This window comes from Flavobacterium sandaracinum (assembly GCF_004349135.1).
Taxonomy (GTDB): domain Bacteria; phylum Bacteroidota; class Bacteroidia; order Flavobacteriales; family Flavobacteriaceae; genus Flavobacterium; species Flavobacterium sandaracinum.
Window position 1 is genome coordinate 35,327 of sequence record NZ_SMFN01000007.1, and the last position, 19,275, is coordinate 54,601.

The 19,275-nt window shown below is 35.6% G+C and carries 16 protein-coding genes; 15 read left to right on the forward strand and 1 reads right to left on the reverse strand.

Features of this window, described 5'->3' with window-relative positions; translation table 11 throughout:
• Window positions 1-78: 78 nt before the first annotated feature.
• On the forward strand, window positions 79-444 hold the full coding sequence (locus E0F91_RS07535) for a CoA-binding protein (RefSeq protein ID WP_073351586.1): 366 nt from the start codon (window positions 79-81) through the stop codon (window positions 442-444).
• 369 nt (window positions 445-813) lie between these two features.
• Here the strand turns inward: E0F91_RS07535 and E0F91_RS07540 are convergent, their stop codons facing one another.
• Window positions 814-2,322: a sodium:solute symporter gene (locus E0F91_RS07540; protein ID WP_132065684.1), complete on the reverse strand. Its 1,509-nt coding sequence runs from the start codon at window positions 2,320-2,322 to the stop codon at window positions 814-816.
• A 284-nt stretch (window positions 2,323-2,606) separates the two neighbouring features.
• On the opposite strand from E0F91_RS07540, the gene recR reads away from it, so the two are divergent.
• The 14 genes from recR to rfbF all read left to right on the forward strand — a co-directional run bounded on the left by recR (window position 2,607) and on the right by rfbF (window position 19,274).
• The gene (gene recR, locus E0F91_RS07545) at window positions 2,607-3,227 is read left to right on the forward strand and encodes a recombination mediator RecR (protein WP_132065685.1); all 621 of its coding nucleotides are present in this window, start codon (window positions 2,607-2,609) and stop codon (window positions 3,225-3,227) included.
• Window positions 3,228-3,299: 72 nt separating this feature from the next.
• On the forward strand, window positions 3,300-4,091 hold the full coding sequence (locus E0F91_RS07550) for a polysaccharide biosynthesis/export family protein (protein ID WP_132065686.1): 792 nt from the start codon (window positions 3,300-3,302) through the stop codon (window positions 4,089-4,091).
• A gap of 16 nt (window positions 4,092-4,107) precedes the next feature.
• Window positions 4,108-6,570, forward strand: coding sequence for a polysaccharide biosynthesis tyrosine autokinase (locus E0F91_RS07555; protein WP_132065687.1), 2,463 nt, complete (start codon window positions 4,108-4,110; stop codon window positions 6,568-6,570).
• A gap of 24 nt (window positions 6,571-6,594) precedes the next feature.
• Window positions 6,595-7,578, forward strand: coding sequence for an SDR family oxidoreductase (locus tag E0F91_RS07560; RefSeq protein WP_165930104.1), 984 nt, complete (start codon window positions 6,595-6,597; stop codon window positions 7,576-7,578).
• 428 nt (window positions 7,579-8,006) lie between these two features.
• Window positions 8,007-8,381 carry a four helix bundle protein gene (locus E0F91_RS07565; protein ID WP_132065688.1) on the forward strand — a complete coding sequence of 125 codons (375 nt, stop codon included), beginning with the start codon at window positions 8,007-8,009 and terminating at the stop codon, window positions 8,379-8,381.
• A 523-nt stretch (window positions 8,382-8,904) separates the two neighbouring features.
• Complete coding sequence (locus E0F91_RS07570) at window positions 8,905-10,296, forward strand: UDP-glucose 6-dehydrogenase (protein WP_132065689.1); 1,392 nt, start codon at window positions 8,905-8,907, stop codon at window positions 10,294-10,296.
• 126 nt (window positions 10,297-10,422) lie between these two features.
• Window positions 10,423-10,887, forward strand: a complete 465-nt coding sequence (locus E0F91_RS07575; RefSeq protein ID WP_132065690.1) for a UpxY family transcription antiterminator — start codon at window positions 10,423-10,425, stop codon at window positions 10,885-10,887.
• A 292-nt stretch (window positions 10,888-11,179) separates the two neighbouring features.
• Window positions 11,180-12,226, forward strand: a complete 1,047-nt coding sequence (rfbB, locus tag E0F91_RS07580) for a dTDP-glucose 4,6-dehydratase (RefSeq protein ID WP_132065691.1) — start codon at window positions 11,180-11,182, stop codon at window positions 12,224-12,226.
• A gap of 292 nt (window positions 12,227-12,518) precedes the next feature.
• The gene (locus tag E0F91_RS07585) at window positions 12,519-13,802 is read left to right on the forward strand and encodes a nucleotide sugar dehydrogenase (RefSeq protein WP_132065692.1); all 1,284 of its coding nucleotides are present in this window, start codon (window positions 12,519-12,521) and stop codon (window positions 13,800-13,802) included.
• 45 nt (window positions 13,803-13,847) lie between these two features.
• A complete protein-coding gene (locus E0F91_RS07590; protein WP_132065693.1) occupies window positions 13,848-14,855 on the forward strand; it encodes a mannose-1-phosphate guanylyltransferase in 1,008 nt (335 codons plus the stop codon).
• Window positions 14,856-14,862: 7 nt separating this feature from the next.
• Complete coding sequence (locus tag E0F91_RS07595) at window positions 14,863-15,813, forward strand: GDP-L-fucose synthase family protein (RefSeq protein WP_132065694.1); 951 nt, start codon at window positions 14,863-14,865, stop codon at window positions 15,811-15,813.
• 143 nt (window positions 15,814-15,956) lie between these two features.
• Window positions 15,957-17,075: a GDP-mannose 4,6-dehydratase gene (gene gmd, locus E0F91_RS07600; protein ID WP_132065695.1), complete on the forward strand. Its 1,119-nt coding sequence runs from the start codon at window positions 15,957-15,959 to the stop codon at window positions 17,073-17,075.
• A 50-nt stretch (window positions 17,076-17,125) separates the two neighbouring features.
• Window positions 17,126-18,142, forward strand: a complete 1,017-nt coding sequence (locus tag E0F91_RS07605; protein WP_132065696.1) for an NAD-dependent epimerase/dehydratase family protein — start codon at window positions 17,126-17,128, stop codon at window positions 18,140-18,142.
• 361 nt (window positions 18,143-18,503) lie between these two features.
• Window positions 18,504-19,274: a glucose-1-phosphate cytidylyltransferase gene (gene rfbF / locus E0F91_RS07610; RefSeq protein ID WP_132065697.1), complete on the forward strand. Its 771-nt coding sequence runs from the start codon at window positions 18,504-18,506 to the stop codon at window positions 19,272-19,274.
• Window position 19,275 lies beyond the last annotated feature (1 nt).

The window sequence follows — 19,275 nt, forward strand, 5'->3', positions numbered from 1 at the left end:
CTTTGAGAACTAAACCGTAAAATTGTTAAACGAACAAACCTTTTTGATTACTTTTGCCACATACAATTAAAGAAAATGATAAAGAGTAAAAAAACCTTGGTTCTTGGAGCAACAACGAAACCAGATCGATATGCGTTCAAAGCCATATCAATGTTAGTAGATAAAGGGCATTCCGTACTTGCGCTGGGTCAAAATGCCGGTGAAGTTGCGGGTGTGAAAATCCAGACTAAAGCCATTCCATTAAAGAATATTGATACCGTTACCTTATATTTAAATCCAACGCGTCAGCGTGATTATTATAATTATATCGTAGAGGCAAAACCGAAACGAGTTATCTTTAATCCCGGTACAGAAAATCCAGAATTTTATCAGCTGTTAAAATTGAACGATATCAAGGCAGAAGTGGCTTGTACGTTGGTTTTATTATCCACGAATCAGTATTAGTTTTTTTCGAAGCTATTTCCTGCTATTCATTTCAATCTTTGGATTAAAAACAGTCTTTTTCTAAATATAAAAAGGAGCTTCCGTTGGTCGCTCTTTTTTTATGAGAAAAAAGTACTGTTTTTAATCCAAAGGATTTCCATTTTTATCAGGGCTAGGAATATCTTAATTGCCCTAAATAGTTGGAATTAAAACGGTCTGTTTTGCATTATTACTGCATTTCATTATTGACAATTCCAAGTTGAATAGTTGGAATTAAAAAAGCAAGGTTGAATATCCAAAAGTAGCAAGGGATTTGCTTGTAAAGATTCTGAATTAATAAAATATAGAGGATAGAAATTAGTGACGCTCTGGGAATCTCCGCACAGAATTTTAAAACCGTCTTACCTCTGCGATAGGTTTGCTTATCAAAAGCAATCCAATATAGGTTATAAGTCCATTTAGGATGATGAGCTCATTGTCAAATACGTATCCAAAAAATAAGGTTTTCGAATTTTCGCTTATAAAATAGGTTAGTGCCGGAGCCAATAGACAGATCAATGGGACAAATTTATCTTTGACCGTTTTTGATTTGGCAAACAACCCAAAGCAATACAGTCCTAGTAGTGGGCCATACGTATACGAAGCTACTCTAAAAATCATCCCAACCACAGAGCTATCATTGATTGTATTAAAAAACACGATAACCAAAAACATCAAAAAAGAAAAGGCAATATGAACAAAATGTCTGTTGCGCACTACATTGGGTTTGTTTCGGTTTTCGGCTTTATCCATACCTAGAAAATCGACACAAAACGAAGTAGTAAGAGCGGTTAATGCGGAGTCTGTAGTCGCAAAGGTAGCGGCGGTCAATCCCAATAAAAAAATGATGGATGGAATTAGCGTCAAATGATGAAAAGCAATTTCTGGAAAAAGTAAATCGGTTCTGGGTTTTCCAGATATTAAATCGGTAGGGACTGCAATCCCATTTTTATCAGCATAAATGTAAAGTAGTGCGCCCACACTTAAAAAGAATATGTTGATCAGTACAAATATTCCCGTAAAGGTAAACATGTTTTTTTGGGCTTCGCCAATGTTCTTGCAGCTCAGGTTCTTCTGCATTAAATCCTGATCTAAGCCAACCATAGCAATAGTGACAAAAATTCCTCCCAGAATTTGTTTGACAAAATGAAACTTATTGGACACAAAATCGTCAAAGAAAAAGACTTTCGAATAATTGCTGTTTTTTACTGCTTCGAAAGCGTCAAAAACACCTAAGTTTAAACTTTTACAAATAAAGTAAATGGTCAAAAAAACAGAAGTTACCAAGAAGAAAGTTTGTAATGTATCTGTGATGATGATGGTTTTCAATCCACCTCGGTAGGTATAAGCAAATATCAAAGCTAGCGAAATTAAAACGGTGATGGCAAATGGGATTCCATAAAAGTCAAAAACATAACGCTGTAAAACAATCACCACAAGATACAGTCGAAACGATGAGCCTATAGTTCGGCTAATCAAGAAAATGGTGGCCGCAGTTTTATAGGAATAAATGCCCAATCGCTGTTCGATATAACTGTAAATCGAAGTTAGATTCATGCGGTAATAAAGCGGCAAGAGTATTTTGGCAATAATGACAAAGCCAATTGCATTTCCTAAAACAAATTGAAAATACTTGAATTGCTCGCCATTTGGAGACCCTACTTCTCCGGGAACCGAAATGAATGTGACTCCAGAAAGCGCCGTTCCAATCATTCCAAAGGCGACTAAATACCATTTTGAATTTTTGTTGGCTTTAAAAAAAGCATCATTTCCACTGTCTTTTTTACTGACAAAGTGGGAAATCAAAAATAACATTCCAAAATAGACGATAATAAGGAGTAGGATAGTACTTGGGGCCATTTGCTGAGTTTGAAGTGACCAAAATACGATTTTTTGGTTAATCGATGAATCGGGAATTTGTTTATTTGAAAACCAGTACGCTTTCATCTCAACGCTCTGCGAAGGAAGAACATTACTTTGTTAAAAAAAAATGCTAAATAGATTGACCGCTGAAAGGATAAAAAGTATTGTTTAGATGGTGGATCTCAAACTCCGATTATTGTCAAAGTAAATTCTTTGGTAGTTTTTCCTCATTATCTCATTTTCTAATTCTTCGAATTATCTAATTGACTACTTTTGCAGTTATGGAATTTTCTTCGAAATTAATAGAGAAAGCAGTAAACGAGATGTCTCAGTTACCAGGAATTGGTAAACGAACAGCACTGCGCTTGGTGTTGCATTTGTTAAAACAACCCAAAGAGCAAACCGGTTTTTTGTCACAAGCTTTGGTTGCTATGCGGGAGGATATTAAGTACTGCGAGAGTTGCCACAACATTTCGGATAGTGTGTTGTGTGAAATTTGCGCCAATAAAAGCCGAAATCAGCAAATCATTTGTGTGGTGGAGGATATTCGCGATGTAATGGCAATAGAAAATACGGGTCAGTTTAGAGGGATTTATCATGTATTGGGCGGTAAAATTTCACCTATAGATGGCGTTGGCCCCAGCCAATTAAACATCACCACTTTGGTTGAAAAAGTTAAGTCGGGCGTGGTGAATGAAATTATTTTTGCCCTGAGCTCCACTATGGAAGGAGATACTACTAATTTTTATATTTACCGGCAAATAACGGACTGTGAGATAATTATTTCAACAATTGCCAGAGGGATTTCAGTAGGGGACGAACTGGAATATGCGGATGAAGTTACGCTGGGAAGAAGTATTTTACATCGAATTCCATTTGAAAAGTCTTTTAAAAATAATTAATCTATTTAATGAATAGCGATGCTTTTTAAATCATAAATGAAAAGCTATATTTGTCGCTTAAAAAATATTAAAATGAGCAGAACCGTACTCTATTTGTTGCTAGTTACTAGTGTGTTGCTTTCTTCTTGTATTCCAACTAAGGATTTAATTTATCTGCAGAAAAAAGATAATTCGCAACCAGAAGTTACCATCGCAGCAGTAGAAGCAAAGCCCTATCGATTGCAGATAAATGATGTATTGAGTATTACTATAAAAGCCATCGATCCTAAATTGGTAGCTATTTTTAGTCCTTCCAACGAAGGGAGTGTATCCGGTAAGTCAGAATCGGGATTGTATTTTGATGGTTTTACAGTTGATGATCACGGGATGATTAGAGTCCCTGTTTTGGGAGATTTAAACGTGATTGGTTATACGTTAGATGAAGTAAGGATTCGGATTGAAAAGCAATTATTAGCGGAATATTTCAATAAAGAGGCAAATGTTTTTGTGACTGTGAAATTAGCGGGTTTTCGTTATACCATCAATGGAGAAATAGGTGGTCCTGGCACCAAGACCTTGTTTCAAGAGCATGTGAATATTATGGAAGCTATTGCAAATGCTGGAGATATCACCATTACTGGAGATAGAAAAGCAGTTACCATCATGCGAAAAACACCAACAGGAGTTGAAATGCATGATCTCGATCTAACGGATATAAATGTAATGCGATCTCCTTATTTTTACTTGCAGCCTAATGATTATGTTTACATCAAGCCACTCAAACAGAAAACATGGGGAACTGGAAAAACGGGAATCGAATCGTTAGGAACCATTATCACTTTGTTATCATTAGCCACAACGACTTTCTTGCTGTTAAGAAATTAAAAACCAAAATTAAAAAATGTTAGACATAAAAGATTTTTCGATTTTTGAAAACCAAGTCAGTTTTGACTTTAAAGGATTTTTAATAAAAATCGGAAGTTATTGGAAGTGGTTTTTGATCAGTTTATTAATCACTTTTACGATTGCTTATCAAGTCAATATACGCAAGGAGAAAATCTATGGTATGGAGACGCTTATTGCTGTAAAAGAAGAAAGTAATCCGCTTTTTACGTCAAATACGAGTTTGGTCTTCAATTGGGGTGGTACTTCTGATCAGGTTCAAACTATTTCAACCACTTTGCAATCTCGATCTCATAACGAATTGGTGGTAGACAAGCTTCAGTATTACATTAATTACCTGGTTCAAGGGGAGTATAATTTGGTCGATGCGTACGGTGCTGTTCCGTTTTTCGTGAATATTGATAAAACTAAGGGACAACTTACCGGAATGCTTATAGGGATTAAGTTTGTAAGTGAAAATGAATATGAAATCAGAATCCCATTTGAAAATCCAAGCGTTTCTATACTCACTTATTCAAATAATACATACAGTACTACCGCAGTGGAACCGGTCGAATTTGTCAAAAGATATAAAGTCGGACAACAAGTGGGGCTGCCTTTTTTAAATTGGAAATTGCAAATAAATGATAATCCTGGTTTTTACAAAGGAAATGAATATTTCGTGCGATTTAACGATTTTGATGGAACGGTTTCTGGCTATAAAGGCATCAGTGTTCAGTCAGATGACAAAGGAGGTTCGATCATTACTTTAGGAATGCAAGGAACGAACAAAGCTAGAATGGTAGAATATTTGAATTCGACTGTTAAAATGCTTATCAAAAGACAGCTGGACAGTAAGAATCAGTTTGCGACAAATACCATTGCTTTTATAGACAGTACATTAGTTACAATGGAATCCCAGTTGAAGGAAACGGGAAACGAACTGAAAACCTTCAGACAGGGAAAGAATATTTATGATATTGAGGAAGGCGGAGCTAAATTCTCCGAGAAGATTTTGGAATTCGATGTGAAGAAAGACGAGGTCAATCGTAAAATGGCCTATTATAATTCTTTAAAAGCGTACCTGAAAAACAGCGTGAATTATACAAAATTGCCGGCACCATCAGTAGCTGGAATCGAAGATCCAAATATTGTGGTTAACGTTTCCAAGTTAATCGCCTTATCCACTCAAAGATCAGAAATGGCTTATGCGGTAAAAAGCGACAAGATTTTCAAAGATTTTGACAATCAGATGGAAGCCGTTAAAAATGTATTGCTGGAGAACATCGCTACGGCTAAAGCTGCTTTACAGTATGATTTAGCGATGGTCAGCAGTAAAATCAATGAAACAGAGAGTACGATTAGACAACTTCCCGAGGACCAACAAGAGCTCATTAAAATTAAAAGGAAGTATGATTTAAGCGATAATATTTATAGTACTTTTTTGCAAAAAAGAAGCGAAGCCGATATCGTTAAAGCAGCCAATCTTTCCGATGTTCATTTTATAGATCCTGCTAAGGATGTTGGCGGTGGCTTGATTGGTCCCAAAACTTCTGTGAATTATGTACTGGCTTTATTTTTGGGAATTCTTTTTCCTTTGTTATTTGTCTTTGCTGTTTTTTTTATCAATAATTCGGTTCAAAATACCGAAGACATCAGCAAAATGACAAAAATTCCTTTAATAGGCGTGGTGGGCGTAAATAGAGAGCATACTAATTTAGCTGTTTATGATCGGCCTAAATCTGCTTTATCCGAATCCTTTAGAGCCATCCGTTCATCGCTTCAATTTTTGTACAAACAACAAAATGTAGATGGAGCCAAAACCTTGATGATCACTTCTTCGGTCAGTGGCGAGGGAAAAACATTTTGCTCCATAAACATCGCTACAGTTTTTGCCTTGAGCGAGAAAAAAACCGTAGTTATTGGTCTTGATTTAAGAAAACCCAAATTGGCATCCGAATTTAATTTGTCCAATGACGTGGGGATAGTTAATTATTTAATCAAACAAAAAACAGTTGATGAAATTATAAACCATACTCACATTCCGTATTTGGACGTTATTTTATCAGGTCCTATTCCGCCCAATCCAGCGGAGATGATTATGAGTGAAGGAATGGGAGAGTTAATTGAAGAATTAAAGAAAAAATACGATTATATTATTCTAGATACGCCGCCAGTAGGGTTGGTTTCTGATGCATTAGAATTAGCACAATATTGTGATGTAACGCTGTATATTGTAAGACAGAACTTTACTAAAAAAGACATGATTACTTTATTAAACAATAGGGTCAAACGTGGAGAGTTAAACAACACCAGCATTATTTTAAATGGTTTAGAAAACAAAGCAAAATACGGAACGGGTTATGGATACGGCTACGGTTACGGGTATGGAACGTATGCCAACGGTTATTATGAAGAAGAAAAACCAAAGAGTATTTATCAAAAAGTAGCACAAAAAATAGTAAAAAAACCGAGGCAGTAAGGGTTGGATTTAAAACAAAATAAAATGAAAGTGGACATGCAAAAAGTGATTTTAATTACCGGAGGGGCAGGTTTTATAGGGTCTAATCTTTGTGAATATTTTTTGTCAAAAGGAGATCAGGTTGTTTGTTTGGATAATTTTGCAACAGGACACAGACACAACTTAAAGGATTTTATAAATCATCCAAATTTTAGGTTGATAGAAGGTGATATTCGCAACGCTACAGATTGCGCAACTGCGGTAAAAGGTGTGGATTACGTTTTACATCAAGCAGCTTTAGGTTCTGTGCCAAGGTCTTTGAAGGATCCTGTGACCACTAATGATGTGAATGTGACCGGTTTCTTGAATATGCTAGTAGCAGCACGTGATGAAAAAGTGAAACGTTTTATATATGCGGCAAGTTCCTCTACTTATGGTGACTCAGAATCTTTGCCAAAAGTAGAAGAAGTAATTGGCAAGCCACTTTCTCCTTATGCTATAACGAAGTATGTAAATGAGTTGTATGCCGAAATTTTTAGTAAAACGTATGGTTTAGAGACGATTGGTTTGCGTTATTTTAATGTTTTTGGAAGAAAGCAGGATCCCAATGGTGCTTATGCTGCGGTTATCCCAAAATTTGTACTGCAATTGATGCAATTAGAAAGTCCAAAAATAAATGGTGATGGGAACTATTCTCGCGATTTTACCTATATTGATAATGTAATTCAAATGAATGAGCTGGCTATGTTAACAGCTAACCCAGAGGCTGTCAATACGATTTATAATACAGCTTATGGCGACCGAAATACATTGAATAATTTAGTAGATTATTTGAAAGAATATTTATCAGAGTATGATCCGCGTATTGGTACTGTTAGCGTGGAATACGGTCCCAATAGAGCAGGGGATATTCCTCATTCCTTAGCTAGTATTGATAAAGCAAAAAATCTGCTGGGATACAATCCAAAATATTCCATGCAGGAAGGACTGAAAGAGGCGGTTGGCTGGTATTGGAATAATTTAAGATAGAAGATTTCGGTTGTGGGTTGTCTGTTATCTGTTATCTGTTATGAGTTATCTGTTATGAGTTGTCAGTTATGAGTTATCTGTTATGAGTTATCTGTTTTCTGTTATGGGTTATCTGTTATGAGTTGTCCGTTTTCGGTTATCTGTTATGGGTTTTCTGTTATGGGTTATGAGTTGTCAGTTATCTGTTATTACACGAATAGTTACGGATTGAGAATAGCTATCAAATAAAAATAAAAGATACTCGTTAATAAACAGTCAACCGAAAACGGAAAACCGAAAACGGACAACTCATAACAGAAAACCGACAACGGAAAACCGACAACGGATAACAGAAAACAGACAACCGACAACAGAAAACCGAAAACGGACAACCGAAAACCGAGAACAGAAAACAGAAAACGGAAAACGGAAAACAGAACACAGTAAATATGAAAAGCTACAAAGATCTAGATGTTTACACTTTGGCTTTAGCCTTGTTTTATAGAACACATCGGCTTTCGTTACAATTACCAAAGTATGAATTATATGAATTAGGTAGCCAAATTAGAAGGTCTTCTGACTCTGTGGCAACTAATATTGTGGAGGGATATGGAAGAAAGAGATATAAGATGGATTTTATAAAGTTCTTAACATATTCTCATGCAAGTAATTTGGAAACAATTTGTCATCTAGAGAAGTTAGCGGTTCTCTATCCAGATGTTGCAAATGAAATGATTACTTTACAAAAAGAGTACGATATATTAGGCGCGAAATTATTTTCATTTGTACGCTATGTTGAAAGTAATTGGAACAAATTTGAGTAGAGAATTATCTTTTAGGAGTTATCTGTTTTCTGTTATGGGTTATCTGTTATGGGTTATGGGTTATCTGTTTTCTGTTGTGAGTTGTCAGTTATGAGTTTTCTGTTATGGGTTTTCTGTTATGGGTTATGAGTTATCTGTTGTGAGTTGTCAGTTATGAGTTTTCTGTTATGGGTTTTCTGTTATGGGTTATGAGTTGTCAGTTATCTGTTATTACACGAATAGTTACGGATTGAGAATAGCTATCAAATAAAAATAAAAGATACTCGTTAATAAACAGTCAACCGAAAACAGTCAACCGAAAACAGACAACGGAAAACGGACAACCGACAACCGAAAACGGAAAACGGAAAACAGAAGACGGACAACCGAAGACGGACAACCGAAAACCGAAAACCGAAAACAGAAAACCGAAAACCGAAAACGGAGAACAGACAACCGAAAACGGATAACAGACAACCGACAACCGAAAACGGAAAACCGACAACCGAAAAAAGAAAACCAACAAGAATATAAAAAGAAAGAAATGAAAATTACAAAGATTTGTTGCATTGGAGCAGGGTACGTTGGTGGACCAACTATGGCAGTTATAGCACAAAAATGTCCGCAAATTCAAGTTGCCGTTGTGGATTTGAATGCAGAACGCATCGCAGCTTGGAATGATGAGAATGTAGATAACATACCAATATATGAGCCAGGCTTGGGCGCGATTGTTGGGGAAGCGAGAGGAAGAAATTTATTTTTTTCTACCGATGTTGACAAGGCGATAGCCGAAGCTCAAATCATCTTTATCTCGGTTAATACACCCACAAAAACCTACGGAAAGGGAAAAGGTATGGCTGCTGATTTAAAATACATAGAATTGTGCGCCAGACAAATTGCTAGAGTAGCCAAAGACAATAAAATTGTAGTGGAGAAATCGACACTTCCTGTAAGAACTGCCGAAGCGATTAAAAGTATTTTGGATAATACCGGTAATGGAGTGCAGTTTCAAATATTGTCTAATCCAGAATTTCTAGCCGAGGGAACTGCGGTTCAAGACCTGTTAAATCCAGATCGGATATTAATTGGTGGTGATACCACGGAGGAAGGAGAGAAAGCAATTCAAGCACTAGTGGATGTGTATGCCAATTGGGTTCCAGCAGATAAAATAGTAACCACAAATGTGTGGTCGTCAGAATTATCAAAATTGACTGCTAATGCTTTCCTAGCACAACGGATTTCCTCTATTAATGCCATGTCGGAACTTTGTGAAAAAACAGGAGCCGATGTCAATGAAGTAGCCAAAGCTATTGGGATGGACAGCAGAATTGGATCTAAGTTTCTAAAAGCGTCAGTAGGGTTTGGAGGTTCTTGCTTTCAAAAAGACATTCTGAATTTAGTTTACATCGCAAAATCGTATGGATTAAATGAAGTAGCGGACTATTGGGAACAAGTAATTATAATGAATGACCATCAGAAAAGACGGTTCTCTAGCAACATCGTTCAAACGCTTTACAATACAGTTTCCGACAAAAAAATCACGTTTTTGGGTTGGGCATTCAAAAAAGATACCAATGATACCAGAGAATCGGCTGCTATTTATGTTGCTGATGATTTAATCAATGAGCACGCAAAAATTGCCGTTTATGATCCAAAGGTAGCCAATAAAAAAATCTTGGATGATTTAAATTATTTAGAAACCAGAACAGCAGCAAGTAATGCGAGTAGCATCAGTTGCTTTACTGATCCTTATGAAGCCTGCCAAAACGCACATGCTATTGCTGTACTGACAGAGTGGGACGAATTTATAACCTATGATTGGCAAAAAATATATGATTCCATGCAAAAACCAGCTTTTGTTTTTGATGGAAGAAATTTGTTGAATGCGGCTGATTTAGAAGCGATCGGATTTGTATACCAAGCGGTAGGCTCTTAAAAAAGAAGCAGTTATTTTTGTTGACGTTTGTTAAAAAATGACCTTCGTTCTGAGAAGAAGATTTATAATAGTAGAAAATAAAATTAATAAAAAGAATCGCATTTTTATTGCAATACAAAACATAAGATGAATTGGTATGTAGTGTATACAAAACCCAAATGGGAGAAAAAAGTTGCAGAACAATTAAAAAACAGTGGAATTGAGTGCTATTGTCCTTTAATTACGCAAATCCGACAATGGTCCGATCGAAAGAAAAAAGTAGAAGTGCCTCTTTTTAATTCCTATGTTTTTGTTCAGTTAGAGGAGTCGGATCGGAACTCCGTATTCCAATCTGTTGGTGCAGTCCGGTATTTATTTTGGCTGGGAAAGCCTGCTATTGTTCGCGATGAAGAAATCAGTGTCATAAAGAAATGGCTCGACACTTCGGATTGTATTGATGTAACCGTGGGAGCCTATCAAATAGGAGATTCCATACAGTTGGAGTCTGGCCCTTTTGTTGCACAAAAGGCTGTAATTCAGGAGATGACCAACACCCATTACGTCTTGGTTTTAGAATCTTTGGGGTGTGTTTTGAAAATGAAAATAAAATAGGGAAACAGACTAAAATAATAGGATTCTTTTAAAACAAAAGAAGTTTAAAGTTTTGACTAATTTGTTTCTGTAAAATAAATAGAGTGTGCTTTACTTTCGAACGAAACTAAATTGTTCTACTTGGGAAATGTAACTGCAATTGATTTTTAATAGCACTTTCTGATGATAAGCTTTAGCCAAGAGGTTAATGCACTTAAGAAAGATTTTTTCTAAAGTTGATATAAAGTAGTCTTTCAAAGCGAATGGCAGTATGGTATCAAAAAAATAATTGCATTTTAAATATAAAATTTAAATGAAAAAAATAGTAATAACAGGAGGCGCTGGATTTATTGGTTCTCATGTAGTTCGGTTGTTTGTTACCAAATATCCAGAATATCATATTTATAATTTGGATGCCCTTACTTATGCAGGTAATTTAGAAAATTTGGTGGATATTGAAAACAAACCCAATTATACTTTTATAAAAGGTGATATTACGGATGAAACTTTCATTGCTGATTTGTTTGATAAACATCAATTCGACGGGGTAATTCATTTGGCTGCAGAATCACATGTGGATCGATCCATTGAAGATCCACTAGCCTTTGTAAAAACCAATGTTTTTGGAACGGTACATTTGCTGAATGCGGCAAAAAAGCAATGGTTGAATAATCCGGAAGGCAAACGTTTTTATCACATCAGTACCGATGAGGTTTATGGGTCTTTAGGTGCAGAGGGCCTTTTTACAGAAACGACGGCTTACGATCCTAATTCTCCGTATTCCGCCTCTAAAGCGAGTTCAGATCATTTTGTAAGAGCGTACGGTGAAACGTATGATTTGCCTTTTGTGATAACCAACTGTTCTAATAATTATGGTCCTAATCATTTTCCTGAAAAGCTAATTCCTTTATTTATAAATAACATAATTAACAACAAACCATTGCCGGTGTATGGTGATGGGAATTATACACGCGATTGGCTATTTGTCGTGGATCATGCAAGGGCAATTGATTTGGTTTTTCACCATGGAAAAAATCACGATACCTATAACATCGGTGGCTTCAATGAGTGGAAAAATATTGATTTAGTGCGTCTTTTGTGTTCTATTATGGATGGTAAACTGGGCCGTGCTGCTGGAAAATCAGCAGAATTAATTACCTATGTTAAAGACAGACCGGGACATGATTTGCGCTACGCTATTGATGCTTCTAAAATAAATAAGGAGCTAGGCTGGAAACCATCAGTGACTTTTGAACAAGGATTGGAAATCACAGTAAACTGGTATTTAAATAATTCGGAGTGGTTGCAGCACGTTACTTCTGGTGCATACGCTTCCTATTATGAAAAACAGTATTTGTAAGAGTAGCTTCTGATAGTAGATCAGAATGAGGCACCACAATTTTTCTGATTTTGGAAGTACAGGGATGTCATTTTTATTACAGATCTATTAACTATTGATTTTCAGGTGATTGTCGCTTCGAAATTCCTTTAAAATAATTTTTTAACATTGATTTGTTAGTCGGTAGTCATTTTAATGACCTTTTGTAAGTATATTTGCGCCCTGAAAATAATCCAGTTCTTACTCATTTATGTGAGTTTGAACTGCGTAGCGGTGGATTAAAAGGAACACAAGTAATCAGAATTAGTAGGAAATGAGTTCAAATAAAAAAATAGCAGTAATTGGTTTGGGTTATGTAGGCTTGCCATTAGCAAGACTATTTGCCACAAAACATGCTGTAGTAGGATTTGATATCAATCCATCTCGTGTTGCTTCCTTACAATCGGGTACGGATACGACCTTTGAGGTTGAAGATGCCGTTTTACAAAAAGTACTTTTAGACCAGCCGAGTGATTCCAAGGGTTTGTACTGTACCACTGATATAGCCCATCTGGCAACGTGTAACTATTACATTGTAACGGTTCCCACTCCAGTAGATAAAAACAATCGTCCTGATTTAAATCCGCTGTATAAATCCAGTGCAACAGTAGGGAAGGTCTTGAAAAAAGGAGATATCGTTATTTATGAATCTACCGTATATCCTGGCGCGACAGAGGAAGAATGTGTGCCCGTTTTAGAAAAAGTTTCGGGATTGCAGTTTAATGTTGATTTTTTTGTAGGCTATTCGCCCGAACGCATTAACCCGGGAGACAAAGAACACACGGTAGAGAAAATTTTAAAAATCACTTCGGGATCTACGCCAGAAACGGGAGTAGAAGTCAATGAATTATACCAATCTGTTATTACGGCAGGAACCCATTTGGCACCGACCATAAAAGTAGCAGAAGCAGCCAAAGTCATTGAGAACTCCCAGCGGGATATCAATATTGCTTTTGTCAACGAATTAGCCAAGATCTTTAATTTGATGAATATTGATACCCACGCAGTGTTAGCCGCAGCAGGAACGAAATGGAATTTCCTTCCTTTCAAACCAGGTTTAGTGGGCGGACATTGCATTGGCGTGGATCCGTATTACTTAGCACAACGGGCACAGGAATTTGGTTATCATCCAGAAATTATCTTGGCGGGACGTCGCTTGAATGACAGTATGGGAGACTATGTTGCTTCTCAGATCGTAAAATTGATGATCAAAAAAGGGATTTCAGTGAATGGCGCCACGTTATTAATGCTAGGAATTACTTTTAAAGAGAACTGTCCTGATGTTCGCAACACAAAAATTGTTGATGTGATCACTGCTTTGGCAGATTATGGAATTACAATAACGATTTTTGATCCAATGGCGAATCCAGCCGAAGTGCAACATGAATATTCACTAGTTACGACTGCTGAATTGCCTACTCAAAAATTTGATGCCGTAGTTTTAGGCGTTGCACATCGAGAATTCCTTGATATTGATTTTTCTAAATTACAAAACAGCAACAGTTTGTTGTATGATGTAAAAGGAATTCTAGGGGATTTAGCTGATGGAAGATTATAGATCAGACGCTCCCAAAAAAAATTAAAATACAAAGAGTAGTGAAGTATGGAAAGTAAGCATTCAATTACACATGTCATTCTTACCGGTGGTGTTGGCAGCCGTTTGTGGCCCTTATCCCGTAAAAGTCAGCCAAAGCAATACTTAGAGCTATTTGAAGGGAAGTCTTTGTTTGAAATGACCGTAGAGCGCAATCGCAATGTTGCTGATACCATTATGGTGGTAGGCAATCGCGATAATTGTCATCTAAGTAAAAAAGTATTGGAAAAATCAAACACTTCCTATATTGATATTGTAGAGTCCACTCCAAGAAATACAGCAGCAGCCATCGCTTTTGCCGCTTTTGCATCTGATCCAGAAGCCATATTGATTGTCACTCCCTCCGATCATATCATTGATAAGATGGAAGAATACGAAGCCGCTATAAATGATGCTATTGAAAAGGCTTCAAAAGGATATATTGTAACTTTTGGAATTATCCCAACGAAACCAGAAACAGGTTACGGTTACATTGAAAGAAAAGGGGACGATGTCCTTTCTTTTAGAGAAAAGCCAAATCAGGTTACAGCGAGAGATTTTATTTCAAGAGGTAACTTTTTATGGAACAGTGGTATGTTTTGCTTTAAAGCAGGAGTGCTTTTAGATGAGTTAAAAATTTATACACCAGAGATTTACGAAAAATCCAAAATTGCATGGGAAGCCAATCAAAATGGAAATTTAGATTTAGACTTGTCTCTCGATATACCATCTATCAGTATTGATTATGCTGTTATGGAGCGAAGTAAAAAAATCAAAGTAGTTTCTTCTACCTTTGTCTGGTCGGATCTAGGCTCTTTTGAATCGGTTTATGATTACTTGATTACGATTGGTCATCCGGTGGATGAAAATGGCAATATGGTTATAGGTACAACTAATTATACTGCTTTTATTGGGGTTAAGGACACTATTTTTGTTTATACAGATACTGCCAATTTAATATTGAAAAAAGAATTTTCTCAGGATGTCAAAAGCGTATATAGTAAATTGGAACGAGACAAATCAGATCTCTTGAATTGATATAACAATGAAAAAAAATACTAAAATATACATAGCAGGGCATAATGGTATGGTTGGCAGCGCTATTTGGAGAATCCTTTCTGCAAAAGGATATACAAACTTAATTGGAGTTTCTAGTAAAGATTTAGATTTGAAAAACCAACAAGCGGTAAAAGACTATTTTGCTGCCGAAAAACCAGAAGTAGTTATTGATGCTGCTGCAAAAGTGGGTGGAATTTTAGCTAACAATGATTTTCCATATCAATTTATTATGGAAAATATGCAAATACAAAATAATCTAATTGATACAGCGACGCAATCCGGTGTTAAGAAGTTTATTTTCTTGGGGAGTTCATGTATCTATCCAAAACTTGCACCACAACCCCTGAAAGAAGAGTATTTGTTGACAAATTCTTTAGAGCCTACGAATGAATGGTATGCGATTGCAAAAATTACGGGGGTCAAAGCCTGTCAAGCAATCCGAAATCAATTTGATAAGGATTATGTAAGCTTGATGCCTACTAATTTATATGGTACTCATGATAATTTCGACCTAAATTCTTCACATGTTTTACCTGCAATGATTCGTAAATTTCATGATGCAAAAGAGAATAACAACGCACCAGTTATTTTATGGGGCAGTGGAACACCTATGAGAGAGTTTTTATTTGTAGATGATATGGCGGAAGCCGTTGTTTTTGCATTGGAAAATAAATTGCCGGAGTATTTATACAACGTAGGTACGGGCGAAGATTTAACGATTAAACAACTAGCAGAAGCAATACAAAAAATTACGAGGCATCATGGAGAAATTATTTGGGACAGTAGTAAACCTGATGGAACACCAAGAAAACTAATGGATGTATCCAAAATGCATGAATTGGGATGGAAACATCAGGTGCAATTGGAAGAAGGAATCCAGAAGACATATGTTTGGTTTTTGGAGAACGCAGGTAAGTTTAAAGAAGTGAAAATGTGAAATTAATGTACTTTAATTCAAAATTAGTAATAAAAACATCAATTAATAAGAAATAGTTTTAGATATATACGTGTAGCTATTCCCCATTTGAGATGGGGCAGGGGCGTTTTTTTCTAGACAACGAATCACGAAACAATATGAGTATGCAACAAAAAATAGCATTTATAACTGGAGTAACAGGGCAAGACGGAGCTTATCTGAGTGAATTTTTACTTAAAAAAGGATATATTGTTCACGGATTAAAAAGACGATCGTCTTTGTTTAATACTGATCGTATTGACCATTTATATCAAGATCCTCATGTAGATAATCGTAATTTTTATTTGCATTATGGGGACATGACGGATAGTACAAACTTGATTCGTTTGATTAAAGAAATACAGCCGGACGAAATTTACAACTTGGCAGCTATGAGCCATGTAGCAGTTTCTTTTGAAACACCGGAGTATACCGGAAACGCAGATGGATTAGGTACCTTACGAATTTTGGATGCCGTACGTTTGTTAGGATTAGAGAAAAAAACCCGTATTTATCAAGCTTCTACTTCTGAGTTGTATGGTAAGGTACAAGAAGTGCCACAAAGTGAGACAACCCCTTTTTACCCTCGTTCGCCTTATGCAGTAGCTAAAATGTACGCGTTTTGGATCACGGTAAATTATAGAGAAGCTTATGCGATGTATGCTTGTAATGGGATTTTGTTTAACCATGAATCACCTATTCGCGGGGAAACTTTTGTAACTCGTAAAATTACACGTGCAACTTCTAGAATTGCTTTGGGGTTGCAAGATAAATTTTATTTAGGAAACCTAGACGCTAAACGCGATTGGGGCCATGCCAAAGATTACGTACGCATGATGTGGATGATTCTTCAAGCGGATGAAGCAGAGGATTGGGTAATTGCTACCGGGAAAACTACACCAGTTAGAGAGTTTGTACGAATGAGTTTTGCTGAGGTAGGAATTGAGTTAGAATTTACTGGAGAAGGAGTACAAGAGAAAGCGCTTGTAAAAGCATGTAATAATCCTGAATTCCAAATAGAAATAGGAAAAGAAGTTTTGGCGGTTGACCCTAAATATTTCCGCCCAACAGAAGTTGATTTATTAATTGGTGATCCAACAAAAGCAAAAACAAAACTAGGTTGGGAATGTAAATATGACTTAGCTTCTTTAGTTAAGGATATGATGCAATCAGACTTAAAATTAATGCAAAAAGATCAATTTTTGAAGGAAAATGGATATGCTACTTTGAATTATTTTGAGTAAAAATATGGCAAATTAAATTGGTCAATATAATAAAAAGAAATAATAATAAAATGAAAATATTAGTAACAGGTGCGGCAGGATTTATAGGATATCATCTTTGTGAAAAAATATTAAAACTTGGTTATGAGGTATATGGTGTAGATAATTTAAATGATTATTATGATGTTAACCTGAAGCTTGGTAGGCTTAGAGAGTTAGGTATTTCACAAGAATTACTATTCAATAAGCGAGTTAGTAGTAAGATATATGGTGATAAATTCCAATTTATTAAATTAAATATTGAAGACAGGGTAAATCTTCCGATAATATTTGAAGAGCAACAATTTGATATTGTTTGTAATTTGGCTGCCCAAGCAGGAGTCCGTTATAGTATTGAGAATCCAAATGCATATGTTGATAGTAACATTGTTGGATTCATTAACTTGTTGGAATGTGCAAGGAATTATAAAGTAAAAAAAATTGTGTATGCAAGTAGCTCTAGTGTATACGGTCTAAATGACAAACTTCCTTTTTCTGTTAATGATAATGTAGACCATCCCATTAGTCTCTATGCTGCAACTAAGAAAAGTAACGAGTTGATGGCACATACATATTCTCATTTATTTGGGATAAAAACTATAGGGCTTCGTTTTTTTACGGTTTATGGCCCGTGGGGGCGACCTGATATGGCAATGTTTTTGTTTACTGACGCTGTATTTAATGATAAGCCAATAAAAGTTTTTAATCAGGGTTATTTATCTAGGGATTTTACCTATATAGACGATATTATAAAAGGTGTAGTTGCTACTATAGTTGCTGAAACTGAAATAGAAAAGCCTTTATATGAAATACATAATATAGGAAATAGTAGACCAGTGAAATTGCTTGATTTTATAAGTGAAATTGAAATATGTATTGGAAAGACTGCAAAAAAGGAATATCTGCCAATGCAGGCTGGTGATGTGGAATATACCTGGGCAAATGTAGACTCTTTAGTTGCGGACTATGGATATAAACCAACAACCTCAATTAAGGATGGTGTGAAGGAATTTGTGGAATGGTTCAAAGTGTTTTATAATAAAAAGTAGGGTCGTCCTAATTTTTAGGAAATTCACTTGAAGTAGAAAATGCTGATTTAATTAATGAGCATATGAGTCTTTCTAGAATTTAATAGTAAAAAAATATTTATTCTTAGATAGAAGGGTAGCGATAAGTAATTGTCAAAAACGTATAATTATAAAATAGACGTTAAAGTTATTAGCTTAAAATAGTTTAGTAATTGTTATTAAATAATTTTTGAACTCAAGGTATATTTGGAGAAATTTTATCAACCATTGATTTTAATTTCAGATAATCTGAGCTACTTGTTTGAGAATATAACTATTACAAAGTAATAAGGAGTAATGGAGGTAAATTATTACTTTAATTAAATAATAAAATATAAGAAAAATGAAAGTATTATTACTAGCAGGTGGTTTTGGGTCAAGGCTGTCAGAAGAAACATCTTTAAAACCAAAGCCTATGGTTGAAATAGGAGGAAAACCAATTCTATGGCACATTATGAAAACTTATGCTTCTTATGGGTTTACTGAGTTTATAATTTTATGTGGATATAAAGGATATGTAATAAAAGAATACTTTTCTAATTACTACAGACATTTAAGTGACATGACAATTGATTTAACTAATAATGATGTAACATATCACAAAAATAGTGCTGAACCTTGGAAAGTTACTCTTGTAGATACAGGTTTAAATTCAATGACTGGTGGAAGGATAAAAAGGGTACAAGATTATGTAGGAGATGAATCATTTATGCTTACTTATGGGGATGGATTATCAAATATAAATATTAATGAACTTTTAAATTTTCATAATTCTCATAAAGGAGCAATTACAATGTCTGCTGTTCAACCAGACGGTCGATTTGGTTCTTTACAAATAGATGAAAAAGAACAAGTAATTAATTTTACAGAGAAACCAAAAGGTGATGGTTCATGGATAAATGGAGGTTTTTTTGTCTGTGATGCCAAAGTATTCGATTACTTAGAAGACGACTCAACTATATTTGAGAAGAAGCCTTTAGAAAATTTAGCAAATGATGGAGAATTATTCTCATTCAAACACAAAGGTTTTTGGAAGCCAATGGATATGCTAAGAGATAAAAACGAATTAGAAGAACTTTGGAATTCTGGAAAAGCACCTTGGAAAAATTGGTAAG